Here is a 13,189-nt window from a genome sequence, read left to right on the forward strand (position 1 = left end):
AGCCATGCCCCACGCCCACCTGACCCTCGATCCCGCCTTCACGGTCGGCCCGATCAATCGACGACTGTTCGGCGCGTTCGTCGAACATCTCGGACGCTGCGTCTACGACGGAATCTACGAGCCCGGGCACTCGCTTGCCGATGGTGAGGGCTTCCGCACCGACGTCATCGACCTCGTGAAGGAGCTCGGCGTCTCGACCATCCGTTACCCCGGAGGCAACTTCGTCTCCGGATTCCGCTGGGAGGACAGCGTGGGCCCGCGAGACCAGCGCCCACGCCGGCTCGACCTCGCCTGGCACTCGACCGAAACCAACGAGGTGGGGCTTCACGAGTTCGCCTCCTGGCTCGACAAGGTCGACAGCGACCTGATGCTCGCGGTGAATCTCGGAACCCGCGGCACCCTGGAGGCCCTCGACCTGCTCGAGTACTCGAACATCTCCTCGGGTACCGCCCTGTCCGAGCAGCGGATCGCCAATGGAGCGACGGATGCCTTCGGCGTCAGCATGTGGTGCCTCGGAAACGAGATGGATGGACCGTGGCAGCTGGGCCATCGCTCTGCGGATGACTACGGAAAGCTCGCCTCCCGCACCGCGAAGGCCATGCGGCAGCTCGACCCGAGCGTCGAGCTCGTCGCCTGTGGGTCATCGAGCGCGCACATGCCGACCTTCGGCGAATGGGAGCGGGTCGTCCTCACCCACACCTATGACGACGTCGACTACATCTCCTGCCACGCCTACTACGAGGAGAAGGACGGCGACCTCGGCAGCTTCCTCGCGTCGGCCGTCGACATGGACAATTTCATCGAATCCGTCGTCGCCACGGCCGATCACGTGAAGGCCGTGAAAGGCAGCTCCAAGACGATCAACATCTCGTTCGACGAGTGGAACGTCTGGTACATCAGCCGGTACCACAACGTCGACAAGATCGAGGGCCTGGACAACTGGCCGGTCGCCCCGCGCCTGCTCGAGGACTCGTACTCGGTTGCGGACGCCGTGGTATTCGGCAACCTGCTCATCTCGCTCATCCGTCATGCGGATCGCGTCACCTCGGCATCCCTCGCCCAGCTGGTGAACGTGATCGCGCCGATCATGACCGAGCCGGGAGGCACGAGCTGGCGGCAGACCACTTTCTTCCCGTTCGCGCTGACCTCGGAACTCGCTCGTGGGGTGGCCCTCGAACTGAAGCTCGAGACGGAGACCTACTCGAGCGCCGCCTACGGCGACGTTGCCGTGATCGACGGTGTTGCCACCCACGATGCCGAGAGTGGCGGTTCGGCGGTCTTCCTGGTGAACCGGAGCCAGACCGACGAGGTGACCGTGACGATCGACGTCTCGGGGCTCGAACAGTCCGCGGTCATCAGCGCCCAGACCCTCAGCGATACCGATGTCTACGCCAAGAACACCCTCGAGCAGCCCGAACGGGTAGGACTGAAGGCGAACGACTCGATCGAGCTGAACGAGGGCGCGATCACCATCACGCTTCCTCCGGTCTCGTGGACGGCGATCAGCCTCGGCTGACCCGTGACGACTCGGCGCCTGATCGTCACCCTCGCCGGCATCGCCGTCGGGGTGCTGGTCGCGGCTGTCGCGGTCGTCGCCGTCGCGGGGCGCGCTCCCGATTCCTCGCCGCGAGTGCTGAGTGGTGACCTCGCCGCCCATGATCCGGCGCTCGTCGCCGGGGCCGCGGGGCACCCCTGGTATGTCTTCTCCACCGGGAGCGAGGCCGGACCGGGCACCATCGAGATCCGGCGTTCGGCCGATGGTCTCGACTGGCAGCAGGCGGGCACCGTCTGGAAGACGATACCGGCGTGGATCTCCGACCGGGTGCCGGGTGTCAAGAACCTGTGGGCCCCGGAGCTCTTCCATCATGCGGGCACCTGGTACCTGTACTACTCGGCGTCGACTTTCGGCTCCAACCATTCCCTGATCGCGCTCGCCACCAACACCACGCTCGACTCCTCCGACCCCTCCTACCGCTGGGTGGATCGGGGTGTCGTCGTGGGCTCGGAGGTCTCGGACGACTTCAACGCGATCGACCCGGGCATCGTCGAGGACTCGAGCGGCACTCCCTGGATGACCTTCGGCTCGTTCTGGAGCGGCATCCGCATGGTCGAACTCGACTGGCCGAGCGGGCTCCGGGCGGCACCCGCCGACACTCCACTGCGGATCGCGGACCGGCAGGTGCCTCCGAACGCCGTCGAAGCGGCGTACACGGTGTCCCACGATGGCTGGTTCTATCTCTTCGTCTCGTTCGACTCCTGCTGCCGTGGACTCGACAGCACCTACAACATCGATGTCGGCCGTTCGCGGTCGGTCACCGGACCCTACGTCGATCGCCGCGGCCGGGCGCTCCTCGAGGGTGGCGGCAGCGTGCTGCTCGCGACTGACGGGCGTGAAATCGGGCCCGGCGGGCAATCCGTCTCGCGGGGATACCTCGCCTACCACTTCTACGACCGGGATGCGGGTGGGGCGGCGACGCTCGGAATCCGCCAGATCACCTGGGGACGAGGCGGCTGGCCCACGCTCTGATCGAGGGAGACGCTTGCGGGGCGCATCCGAGTGAGTACGTTGGAAGGATGCCCCAGACCTCGCTCCCCCCGGCCGATTCGACCGCGGAGAGGCAGGCGGCTCGGGTCAGCCAGCGCTGGCCGCTGATCAGCGGCGGCATGGCGGTGCTTCTCGTGGCCGCGCTCGGCGCGATCATCGCCTACCGGGAAAACAACCTCCCGTTCTCGTTCGACCTGGCCTTCCTCGGAGAACTGGTGGAGCACCGGTCGCCATTCTGGACTGTTCCCGCGCTGGTGATGAACAACATCGGGGCCGGCATCATCGGTGTTTTCATCGTGCCGATCGCGATCGCCCTGCTGTTCCTGCTGTTCCGGATGAGATGGGCCGCTCTCTATTTCTTGATCGCGACGATCGTGAGTGCGGGTCTCGTGCAGCTGCTCAAGAACATCTACGACCGGCCGCGCCCCCAGGACATCCTGGTGACCGCGGACCCTGGATCGTTCCCGTCGGGACATACCGCGAACGCGGCGACCATGGCCGTCGTGCTCGCCCTGGTTCTCCGTCGGGTCTGGATCTGGGCCGCCGGTGTCGTCTACACCGTGATCATGCTGCTCAGTCGCACCTACCTCGGCGCGCACTGGCTCAGCGACACCATCGGCGGACTGGTGCTCGGAAGCGCGGTCGCGGTGATCGTCTGGGCGCCGCTCGCCCACCGCCTGCTCACCGAGCGGGAAAGACGCGTCGGTCCAGTGCGCCCGCCGGATCCCGCGGAGCCGGTCACCCGCTAGCGTAATGACATGAGAATCCTCCTCGTCGGCGCCGGTGGCGTCGGCAATGCGATCGCGAAGATCGCCGCCCGCCGCACCTTCTTCGAGACCATGGTCGTCTGCGATTACGACCTCGCCCGCGCAGAGGCGACCATCGCCTGGATCGAGGCGAAGCATGGGCAACAGGGCGACCGGTTCGTCGCCGCAAAGATCGACGCGTCCGACCCCGACGACGTCGCTGCGGTCGCCACGGCGCACGGGGTCACGCACGTGATGAACGCCGTCGAGCCGAAGTTCGTGCCCACGATCTTCGCCGGTGCCCTCGCCGCCGGGGCGGACTACCTCGACATGGCGATGAGCCTGTCGGAGCCGCATCCGTCCGAGCCGTATTCCGAAACCGGCGTCAAACTCGGTGACGACCAGTTCGCGCAGGCTCCCGATTGGGAGACCGCCGGTCGCCTCGCGCTGGTGGGCATGGGGGTCGAGCCTGGCCTGAGCGACGTCTTCGCCCGCTATGCCGCCGATCACCTGTTCAGCGAGATCGACGAACTCGGCGTGCGTGACGGGGCGAATCTCGTGGTGCGCGACGACCTCGGCAACGAGATCTTCGCCCCCTCGTTCAGCATCTGGACCACCATCGAGGAATGCCTCAACCCCCCGGTGATCTGGGAGAAGGATCGCGGGTGGTACACCACCGAGCCGTTCAGCGAGCCGGAGGTGTTCGATTTCCCGGACGGCATCGGACCGGTCGAGTGCGTCAACGTGGAGCATGAAGAGGTGCTGCTGATGCCGCGTTGGGTGGATGCCAAGCGCGCGACCTTCAAGTACGGCCTCGGCAACGAGTTCATCGGCATCCTCAAGACCCTCCACCAGCTCGGACTGGACAAGACCGCGCCCGTGCGGGTGCGCTCCGCGAACGGCCCGGTGGAGGTGGCACCGCGCGATGTGGTCGCGGCGGGACTGCCCGATCCTGCGACCCTCGGACCACGGATGAGCGGCAAGACCTGTGCCGGTCTCTGGGTGACCGGTCGTGGCCTCGATGGCGCAGCGAAGGCGGTCTACCTCTATCACGTGGCTGACAACGACTGGACGATGGCCGAATACGAGGCCCAGTGCGTGGTCTGGCAGACCGCGCTTAATCCGGTGATCGCGCTCGAGCTGCTCGCAACCGGCGCCTGGGCGGGACGCGGAGTGCTCGGCCCGGAGGCCTTCGACGCGCAGCCGTTCCTCGACCTCATGGCTCTCCCCGAGGCCGAGGGCGGTTACGGGCAGGCCTGGGGCCTCGAGGATCGCACGCCCGTTTCGTGACGGTCCTCCTGTGAGGGTGCTTGCTCTCGAGCTCCATCGCCTGGCGATCCCGCTCGTGCGTCCCTTCGAGACCTCGTTCGGGCGCCAGACCGGGCGGCAGGTACTACTCGTGAGGGTGCGCACGGATGCCGGCGACGGCTGGGGCGAGTGCGTCGCGGGCACGGATCCGGTCTACTCGAGCGAATACGTGGACGGCTGCGAAGACGTGATCCGTCACTACCTCGGTCCGGCACTGCTCTCCGCCGGAGAGGTCACTGCCGAAGGAGTCAGTGCGCTCTTCGCCTTCGTCATCGGTCATCGGATGGCCAAGGCGGCCGTCGAGACGGCGGTACTCGACGCGCAGTTGCGTGTCGAAGGCACCAGCTTCGCCGGGTACTTCGGCGCCGAGCGCACCGAGGTGGACTGCGGTGTCTCGGTGGGAATCTCCCCGACCATCCCCGCACTGCTCGAAGAGGTCTCGCTCTACGTCGCGCAGGGGTACCGACGGATCAAGCTCAAGATCAAGCCGGGGTGGGACCTCGAACCGGTCGCGGCGGTGCGCGAACTCCTCGGGCCGGATGCCCTCCTGCAGGTCGACGCGAACACCGCGTACTCCCTTCTCGACCTCGATCACCTGAGGCGACTCGACGACTACGGGCTGCTGCTGATCGAGCAGCCCTTCGTGGAGGACGACATCCGCTCGCACGTCTTCCTCGCGGGTGCCATCTCGACCCCGGTGTGCCTCGACGAGTCGATCGTCAACACCGAGCTCGCGCTCGATGCGATCGAGCGCGGCGCCACCAGCATCATCAACATCAAGGCCGGCCGGATGGGCGGCTACCTGGAGGCCCTCGCCCTCCACGACGCCTGCGTCGAGCTCGGAGTGCCGGTCTGGTGCGGCGGGATGCTCGAGACGGGAGTCGGGCGGGCGGCGAATGTGGCCCTCGCCGCGCTGCCCGGCTTCACCCTTCCCGGCGACACCTCGGCCTCCGATCGCTACTTCGCCGAAGACCTCACCGAGCCCTTCGTGCTCCGTGACGGGCGCCTCGCGGTGCCGACCGGCGCGGGCAGCGGGGTGACCGTTCGCGAGGAACTCCTCACCGCGTGGGCCGAGCGCCCGGTCGAGGTCCTGCGCGCGGGCTGACCGGCCGCCCACCGCGGGCGAAATTCGCCCGCCCATCCGTCACGGGCTGCTTGTTTGACGCCGCGATGGAGCCGTTTGCGACGGCTCGGCTGTTGTTGGGGCCGGGCAGGGACAGGGGCGCCCCCGAACCTGTGCGGCAGCGATGCGCGCGGCCCCTCATCGATCCGTCGCAATCTGCTCGTTGGGCGCAGTAGGGGAGCGCTTTGTGACGGGTGGGCGGCCACGGCCGCCGGCGATGGGAGCGAGGCGGCGTTCAGCCCGTCAGGGACTGCCCGTTTGACGCCGCGATGGAGCAGTTTGTGACGGTCGGACCGGGCCATCCGTGGCGCGGCAGCGACGGTGGAAGCCGACGGGACGGGTCAGTAGGCTGGCGACATGACGGATGCCGCTGCCCTGGTCGAAGCCGCGAAGAAGGCCCTTGCGGATGCCGAGGCGGCCCTCGCCGCCGAGAAGGCAAGCGCGCCGCCGTCCCCATCACCGGCCGCGCCCGCGCAGCCCGCCGGCGGTACACCGGGGCCCCTCGATGCGGCCGCCGTCGAGGTGATCCGCTCCGGTTACGCCTTCACGGGCACCGTGCTCGAAATCGGCGCCCTCGTCAATGGTGACGCGCAGCCCGGGGTCCAGGTGCGCATCCCCATCGCCATGCTCAACCGGCACGGTCTCGTCGCGGGAGCGACCGGCACCGGAAAGACCCGCACGCTCCAGGTGCTCGCCGAGCAACTGGCGGCGGCGGGAGTGCCGGTGTTCGCCGCCGACATCAAGGGCGACCTCTCCGGAGTCGCTACCGCGGGCGTCGAGAACCCCAAGCTCATCGATCGCACCAACGGCATCGGGCAGCACTGGACCGGCGCATCCTTCCCCACCGAGTATTTCGCGCTCGGCGGAGTCGGCAAGGGGGTGCCCGTGCGGGCCACCGTCTCGGGCTTCGGCCCGCTTCTGCTCTCCAAGGTGCTCGGCCTCAACGGCACCCAGGAGTCGTCGCTCGGGCTCGTGTTCCACTATGCCGCGCAAGCAGGGCTGCCGCTCGTCGATCTCTCCGACCTGCGCGCCGTGCTCAGCTACCTCACCAGCGCCGACGGCAAGGGCGAACTCACGGGGCTCGGCGGACTCTCGAGCGCGACTGTTGGGGTGATCCTGCGCGAGCTGATCACCTTCGCCGACCAGGGGGCCGATGTGTTCTTCGGCGAGCCGGAGATCGACACCGCCGACTTCCTGCGCACTCATCCGGACGGCCGGGGGATCATCAGCCTGCTCGAGGTACCCGGAGTGCAGGATAAGCCCGAGCTCTATTCCACCTTCCTGATGTGGCTGCTCGCCGACCTGTTCAACGACCTCCCGGAGGTCGGAGACCTCGACAAGCCGAAGCTGGTCTTCTTCTTCGACGAGGCGCACCTGCTGTTCAAGAACGCGTCGAAGGACTTCCTCGACTCGATCACCCAGACGGTGCGGCTCATCCGCTCGAAGGGTGTCGGAATCGTGTTCGTCACGCAGACACCGAAGGATGTGCCCGGCGACGTGCTCGCCCAGCTCGGGTCGCGCATCCAGCACCAGCTGCGCGCGTTCACGCCGGACGATGCGAAGGCACTCAAGGCCACGGTGTCCACCTATCCCAACTCCGACTACGACCTCGGCAGCGTGCTCACGACCCTCGCTACCGGTGAGGCGATCGTCACGGTGATGGGTGAGAAAGGCGCGCCGACTCCGGTGGCTTGGACCCGGCTTCGGGCTCCGCAGGGATCGATGTCTCCGAGCGCTCCGGAACTGATAGAGGCGACGATCGCTTCGTCGGCGCTGCTCCCCAAATACGGCACCGCCATCGACAACGAATCCGCGAAGGAGATGCTCGGGCGCAAGCTCGAGACTGCGGCGGCCAGTGCGGCGGCGGCCGCCACAGCAGCCGAGCAAGCGGCGGCCGCGAAACAGCAGCAGGCAGACTACGAGCGGATGCTGCGCGAGGCCAGGAAGTCCCAGCCGCGCGCCACGACCACCGCCCGCCGCGCACCGGCGCCGCGCGCCGAGAAGAACCCGATCACGGACTTCCTCGGCTCATCCGCCGGCAAGTCCGTGATGAGCGCGGTGGTGAAAGGCATCTTCGGCACCCTGCGGCGACGCTGAGACCGATGGTCTTCGACCCGGCCATCGCTGGAGAAACGGCCGGTCAGGGCCGGATCGGCAAACCGATCAGGCTCATGAGGCCGATGGTCAATCCGACGCAGAGGATTCCGACCACCACGACGATGGCGATGCCGAGTCCGCGACGGCCCTCGAACCAGTAGGCGCTCCCGGAGTACTGCTCGAAGAATTGTTTCGACGTGAGCGGGTCGGCGGGCTCGTCGACCGGGGTGCCGATCGCGGCGGCCGCTGCGCGGATCGCCTCCTCGGTCCAGAAGACACCGCGCATTCGAAGGATGCGCTTGCCCTGCGCGTCGCGTACGAGCAATTGCGGAAGGGTTTCGCTCGATGAGGAGCTGAACGTGTGCGCGATCACGACCGTCCGTACCTTCGAGAGGGGGGTACTTACCGGCCGGGTGAAGTACTCGCGTTCGACGATCTCGGTTGCAGAGATCGTGACGTACGACGTTTGAAGCAGGTAGAGCGCGATCAGGAACATCGCTACGACTATCGCGGCTCCCATCACGGGGATCACCCAGGAACCTCCCGTCACCCCGAGGATCAGGAGCGTCGCGTCGATCGGCAGGGGCACGATGATGAACACGAGGATGCCGCTCCAGAGCAGGCTCCGCCGCGGGCGCAGTCGAACGAGCCCGTCGTCCTTGCTGCTCGCAACCGCCACGAGAACTCCCCGAATGCGCCGGTCACCGGCGCGGTGACATGACCGCGTCGATTCCAGCGCTCCTAGTAGCGCTGTACTCTCGTCCGATTCCCGTCGGTCGATGTGACTGGTCCTGCGCGGAGAATGGGGGATTCGAACCCCCGAGGGCTTGCACCCAACACGCTTTCCAAGCGTGCGCCATAGGCCACTAGGCGAATTCTCCTGAGCCGGCCAATGGTTCTGGCCTCGCAATATCGTACCCGACCCGGACCGGGGCCGAAGACGGTCTCGTTGCCGGCGAAAGAGCGATCCGCGCAATTCTCAACCGGGGGGATCACCGGCTAAACTATCGGTGGCTCCTCGCGTGGCGCCATCCAGGCCAACTCCCCCAGGACGGAAACGTAGCAAGGGTAACCGGGCTCTGGCGGGTGCGCGAGGGGTCTTTTCACGCCGCCATCAGTAGCGCGTCGCGGGTCTCCGCGTGCGGACCGAGCTCGGCGAGCGACGTGATGGTGAGCACCGCGACCTCCGCGCGGGACAGCTCGTCACTCACCTCATCGAGCAGGCGTCCGAGCGAGACATCCAGGACCCGGCACAGCGTCGCGAGAATCTCGGACGAGGCCTCCTTGCGTCCCCGCTCGATCTCGGAGAGATACGGCAACGAGACTCGTGACTGCTGCGCGAGCTCCCGGAGCGTCTTGCCCTGCTCGAGACGAAGACGACGAAGGACGTGTCCGAGTGCGTGGCGGAGAAGCATGGTCAGGACTCCCGACAGTGCGATGGCGTGAGGTGGATCTCGCCAGAATACGGCTCTTGCCCCACTGTGTCTCTTGCTCCGGTTGGTTTGGGCCAGATCCGGTTCTGCCCTCGGCAGAATCGTGCCGCAACTAAAGGCAGGGTTCTGCCGTTGGCAGATCTGCTGCGGGCAGACAGCGCGGATCGCGGCATCCGACCGGCACACTATGGACGCATCCCCACGAGAGGCAGACGAATGGACACCACCGCGAACGGCACCGAGCAGATCTTCCGCCAGTTGCTGGACGAGAGGATCGTCTTCCTCGGGACGGAGGTGACCGACACGTCGGCGAACGAGGTCTGCGCGAAGCTCCTGTTGCTGAACTCGGTCGCCCCGGAGAAGGACATCTACCTCTACATCAACTCCCCGGGCGGCTCGGTGACTTCGGGATTCGCGATCTACGACACGATGCAGTTCGTGCAGGCGGATGTCGCGACAGTCGCGTTCGGGTTTGCCGCCTCGATGGGTCAGTTCCTGCTGTCTTCCGGCGCGCCGGGCAAGCGCTACGCCCTGCCGAACTCGAGCGTCGTGATGCACCAGCCGCATGGCGGATTCGGCGGCACGTCGTCGGACATCCAGACCCAGGCGAGGCAGATCCTGTTCTTCAAGCGGCGGATGGCCGAGCTCACGAGTGCCCAGACCGGTCGGACCCTCGAGCAGGTCACCGCGGATGCCGACCGCGACCGCTGGTTCACCGCTGAAGAGGCGAAGGACTACGGATTCGTCGACCACATCGTCACGACAGCGCGGGGCCTGAACCCCTGAGGGTCGAACCGCCCCGCGCAATAGGATCGAAAGGACGCTGCGACGAGGGAGACGAATGAGCGACCGGGAACATCTGGTTCGGGCCATGTGGACGCTGTTCGAGCCGATCCATGCGGTGACCTACTTCTCGACGGAGGCCAGGGAGTCCTTCGCTGGAATCGGACTCACGCGCTACTGGGACGGCTATTTCGCCGGTCGCGCGGCTCCGCTCGGCGCCGTGGTCGCCGCACCGGTAGTGGCCATCTTCGGCGGGTTCGCCCCGTCGATCGTGGAGCGTGCGCTGCCGGCGGCGTGGGAGACGGCGTCCGTCGACCGGGTGCTCGAGGCGCGGTCGATCGGCGCGGCGGCGACGCTGCGCAACCTCGTCGCCGACGACCGGGCGGTGGCCGAGGCGGCGGACCTTCTCGCCGGGGTCGCGGCACGCGTCGACACCATCGGCCGACCGCTCGCCGCAGCCAACAGCGCCCTGCCCGTCGAGCCGGATCCATATCGTCGCCTCTGGCAGGCCGCGGCGACCCTTCGCGAACACCGCGGTGACGGGCATGTGATCGCCCTCGTCGAGGGCGGAATTGCCGGTCTGGGCTCGATCGTGCTGCGAAGCGCCGTCGACATCGACGCTGCCGCGATGAAGAAGGCGCGCGGCTGGACCGAGGAACAGTGGGCCGCCGAGGTCGAGGCGCTCGAATCGCGCGGACTACTGACCGACCAGCGGGTGATCAGCGAGCAGGGCACGTCTGCCCTCGACCGGGCGGAGCGCATCACCAACCGCCTCGCCCTCGGCCCGTGGAGCGGTTCGACCGATGAGCAGATCAGGGCTGTCGCGCGGGCCCTCGAGCCGATAGCCAGGGCGTGCGAGGCGATCTTCCCGTATCCGAACCCGATCGGGATGCCGCGGCCGTGGGATCCGCACCTCGACCCGCAGGCCTCGTCGGTGCCCGTCGCGCCGCGAGCGAGCTGAGACACGCCCAGCCGGCGTACGTCCGCGAAGCCTAGGCTGGCCTCGTGACCCGCGCCATCTACATCACCTCTATCGAAGGGCACGCCGGCAAGTCGACGGTCGCCCTCGGCATGCTGGATACCCTCAGCCACGAGACCGAGCGCGTCGGCGTGTTCCGTCCGGTCGCCCGGTCGAGTGACGAGCGCGACTACGTGCTCGAGATGCTGCTCGCCCACGATGGTGTCGACCTGGACTATGACGAGTGCGTCGGTGTGAGCTACGACGACGTGCATGCCGACCCGGAAGCCGCCCTGAGCGAGATCGTCTCGCGCTTCAAGGCCGTCGAGCGGCAGTGCGACGCCGTCGTCATCCTCGGTTCGGACTACACGGATGTCGGCAGCCCCACCGAGCTCGGATTCAATGCCCGCATCGCCGCCAATCTCGGTGCCCCGGTGCTCCTCGTCCTCGGCGGACAGCAGTCGGATGCCGCGGGCAGCCGCAGTCCGGACGACCTGCGCCAGGTCTTCACCCTGGCCCGCCAGGAACTGGACAGCGCCCACGCCCACGTGCTCGGCATCGTGGTCAACCGGGCCGATCCAGAGCGCATCGACGAGATCGTCGCGGCGGTGGAGGAAGAGAGCGATCGACTCCCGGTCTGGGCCATCCCCGAGGACCGCTTCCTCATCGCCCCGAGCATCGCGTCGCTCATGGAGGCCGTGGATGGCACCCTGATCAAGGGCGACCCCGCACTCCTTGGCCGGGAATCGCTGGGGGTCGTCGTCGCCGCCATGTCGATGGAGAACGTGCTCACGCGACTCATCGAGGGCGGTGTGGTCGTGGTGCCGGGGGACCGGTCCGATGTGCTGCTTGCCGTGCTCATGGCGAACGCGGCCGAGACCTTCCCCTCCGTCTCCGCGATCATCCTCAATGGCGGGTTCGAGCTACTGCCGCAGATCGCGCTCCTCATCGACGGTCTCGACAACTCCCTGCCGATCATCCGCAATTCGCTCGGAACCTACGACACCGCCCTGCGGATCACGCAGACTCGCGGGCGCCTCGCTCCGGAATCGCCCCGCAAGTACGACACCGCGCTCGCCCTCTTCGAGCAGCATGTCGATGCGGATGTGCTGCTGCGTCTGCTCGATGTGAGTCGCACCGACGTGGTGACTCCACTCATGTTCGAATACGACCTTCTCGATCGCGCCCGATCGAATCCCCAGCACATCGTGCTGCCCGAGGGCACCGACGACCGCATCCTGCGCGCCGCCTCCACGCTGTTGCGCCGCGGAGTCGCCCGCCTCACGATCCTCGGGGACGAGTCTGAGATCCGGGCGCGGGCCACCGATCTCGGCGTGGACATCGCGGATGCCGCCATCCTGAGCCCGTTCGATCCGGAGCTCCGGGAGCAGTTCGCCGAGGAGTACACGCGCCTGCGCGCCCACAAGGGAATGCAGCTCGAAGAGGCTCGGGAGACCGTCACCGACGTCTCCTACTTCGGCACGATGATGGTGCACCTGGGGTTGGCCGATGGGATGGTCTCGGGTGCCGCCCACACCACAGCCCACACCATCCGGCCCGGTTTCGAGATCATCAAGACAAATCCCGGTGTCTCCGTCGTCTCGAGCGTGTTCCTGATGTGTCTCGAGGATCGCGTTCTCGTGTACGGCGACTGCGCGGTGAACCCGGACCCGAATGCCGATCAGCTCGCCGACATCGCGATCTCTTCGGCGACCACAGCCCAGCAGTTCGAGATCGAGCCGCGGATCGCGATGCTGTCATACTCCACGGGCGCGTCGGGATCTGGGGCCGATGTAGACAAGGTGCGCACAGCCACCGAGCTGGTGCGCACTCGCCGACCCGACCTGCTCGTCGAGGGTCCCATCCAGTACGACGCCGCGGTGGATGCCGCGGTCGGCAACTCAAAGATGCCCGGCTCCGAGGTGGCGGGCCGCGCCACCGTGTTCATCTTCCCCGACCTCAACACCGGCAATAACACCTACAAGGCCGTCCAGCGCAGTGCCGGGGCGGTGGCGATCGGTCCCGTGCTGCAGGGTCTTCGCAAGCCGATCAACGACCTGTCGCGCGGCGCGCTCGTGCAGGACATCGTCAATACGGTGGCCATCACGGCGATCCAGGCCCAGACGCTGTCGCAGGTCGAGTAGTGCGCGAATACCCCGCTGGTCGAGTAGCGAGCGCCAGCGAGCGTGTCGAGAC

At 67.3% G+C, this 13,189-nt stretch carries 11 protein-coding genes, 1 tRNA gene and 1 other RNA gene; 10 read left to right on the forward strand and 3 right to left on the reverse strand.

All coding sequences use genetic code 11. The features are described 5' to 3' along the window. The first annotated feature begins 4 nt into the window (after nucleotides 1-4). The 6 genes from arfA to ACVXZ4_RS02975 all read left to right on the forward strand — a co-directional run bounded on the left by arfA (nucleotide 5) and on the right by ACVXZ4_RS02975 (nucleotide 7,819). Nucleotides 5-1,516, forward strand: a complete 1,512-nt coding sequence (arfA, locus tag ACVXZ4_RS02950) for an arabinosylfuranosidase ArfA (protein WP_461796750.1) — start codon at nucleotides 5-7, stop codon at nucleotides 1,514-1,516. Between the two features lie 3 nt (nucleotides 1,517-1,519). Next, nucleotides 1,520-2,527 carry an arabinan endo-1,5-alpha-L-arabinosidase gene (locus tag ACVXZ4_RS02955; RefSeq protein WP_461796751.1) on the forward strand — a complete coding sequence of 336 codons (1,008 nt, stop codon included), beginning with the start codon at nucleotides 1,520-1,522 and terminating at the stop codon, nucleotides 2,525-2,527. 47 nt (nucleotides 2,528-2,574) lie between these two features. Beyond that, on the forward strand, nucleotides 2,575-3,294 hold the full coding sequence (locus ACVXZ4_RS02960; RefSeq protein WP_461796752.1) for a phosphatase PAP2 family protein: 720 nt from the start codon (nucleotides 2,575-2,577) through the stop codon (nucleotides 3,292-3,294). Nucleotides 3,295-3,303: 9 nt separating this feature from the next. Next, nucleotides 3,304-4,581: a saccharopine dehydrogenase family protein gene (locus tag ACVXZ4_RS02965; RefSeq protein ID WP_461796753.1), complete on the forward strand. Its 1,278-nt coding sequence runs from the start codon at nucleotides 3,304-3,306 to the stop codon at nucleotides 4,579-4,581. 10 nt (nucleotides 4,582-4,591) lie between these two features. Beyond that, on the forward strand, nucleotides 4,592-5,704 hold the full coding sequence (gene menC, locus ACVXZ4_RS02970) for an o-succinylbenzoate synthase (RefSeq protein ID WP_461796754.1): 1,113 nt from the start codon (nucleotides 4,592-4,594) through the stop codon (nucleotides 5,702-5,704). Nucleotides 5,705-6,079: 375 nt separating this feature from the next. Continuing rightward, a complete protein-coding gene (locus ACVXZ4_RS02975) occupies nucleotides 6,080-7,819 on the forward strand; it encodes a helicase HerA-like domain-containing protein (RefSeq protein ID WP_461796755.1) in 1,740 nt (579 codons plus the stop codon). A gap of 43 nt (nucleotides 7,820-7,862) precedes the next feature. Here ACVXZ4_RS02975 and ACVXZ4_RS02980 read toward each other — a convergent pair whose 3' ends face one another. Further along, a complete protein-coding gene (locus tag ACVXZ4_RS02980; protein WP_461796756.1) occupies nucleotides 7,863-8,498 on the reverse strand; it encodes a hypothetical protein in 636 nt (211 codons plus the stop codon). 117 nt (nucleotides 8,499-8,615) lie between these two features. Beyond that, nucleotides 8,616-8,700, reverse strand: a tRNA-Ser gene (locus ACVXZ4_RS02985). 128 nt (nucleotides 8,701-8,828) lie between these two features. On the opposite strand from ACVXZ4_RS02985, the gene ffs reads away from it, so the two are divergent. After that, nucleotides 8,829-8,925, forward strand: an RNA gene (ffs, locus tag ACVXZ4_RS02990) — signal recognition particle sRNA small type. On the opposite strand, the gene ACVXZ4_RS02995 is transcribed toward ffs, so the two are convergent. Further along, complete coding sequence (locus tag ACVXZ4_RS02995; RefSeq protein WP_461796757.1) at nucleotides 8,923-9,234, reverse strand: helix-turn-helix domain-containing protein; 312 nt, start codon at nucleotides 9,232-9,234, stop codon at nucleotides 8,923-8,925. The two genes, ffs and ACVXZ4_RS02995, sit on opposite strands and share 3 nt — an antisense overlap. A 234-nt stretch (nucleotides 9,235-9,468) precedes the next feature. On the opposite strand from ACVXZ4_RS02995, the gene ACVXZ4_RS03000 reads away from it, so the two are divergent. From ACVXZ4_RS03000 to pta, 3 genes are read left to right on the forward strand one after another with little or no spacing between them, the layout of a single operon-like run. Next, nucleotides 9,469-10,038 carry an ATP-dependent Clp protease proteolytic subunit gene (locus ACVXZ4_RS03000; RefSeq protein ID WP_461796758.1) on the forward strand — a complete coding sequence of 190 codons (570 nt, stop codon included), beginning with the start codon at nucleotides 9,469-9,471 and terminating at the stop codon, nucleotides 10,036-10,038. A gap of 55 nt (nucleotides 10,039-10,093) precedes the next feature. Then, a complete protein-coding gene (locus ACVXZ4_RS03005) occupies nucleotides 10,094-10,996 on the forward strand; it encodes an SCO6745 family protein (RefSeq protein WP_461796759.1) in 903 nt (300 codons plus the stop codon). A gap of 44 nt (nucleotides 10,997-11,040) precedes the next feature. Further along, nucleotides 11,041-13,137, forward strand: a complete 2,097-nt coding sequence (pta, locus tag ACVXZ4_RS03010) for a phosphate acetyltransferase (RefSeq protein WP_461796760.1) — start codon at nucleotides 11,041-11,043, stop codon at nucleotides 13,135-13,137. Nucleotides 13,138-13,189: the final 52 nt, after the last annotated feature.

This window comes from Lacisediminihabitans sp. FW035 (assembly GCF_054880895.1).

Coding starts and splice junctions, on each gene's coding strand:
- arfA (WP_461796750.1), top strand. CDS start 5: ATGCCCCACGCCCACCTGACCCTCGATCCCGCCTTCACGGTCGGCCCG.
- ACVXZ4_RS02960 (WP_461796752.1), top strand. CDS start 2,575: ATGCCCCAGACCTCGCTCCCCCCGGCCGATTCGACCGCGGAGAGGCAG.
- ACVXZ4_RS02965 (WP_461796753.1), top strand. CDS start 3,304: ATGAGAATCCTCCTCGTCGGCGCCGGTGGCGTCGGCAATGCGATCGCG.
- ACVXZ4_RS02975 (WP_461796755.1), top strand. CDS start 6,080: ATGACGGATGCCGCTGCCCTGGTCGAAGCCGCGAAGAAGGCCCTTGCG.
- ACVXZ4_RS02995 (WP_461796757.1), bottom strand. CDS start 9,234: ATGCTTCTCCGCCACGCACTCGGACACGTCCTTCGTCGTCTTCGTCTC.
- ACVXZ4_RS03000 (WP_461796758.1), top strand. CDS start 9,469: ATGGACACCACCGCGAACGGCACCGAGCAGATCTTCCGCCAGTTGCTG.
- ACVXZ4_RS03005 (WP_461796759.1), top strand. CDS start 10,094: ATGAGCGACCGGGAACATCTGGTTCGGGCCATGTGGACGCTGTTCGAG.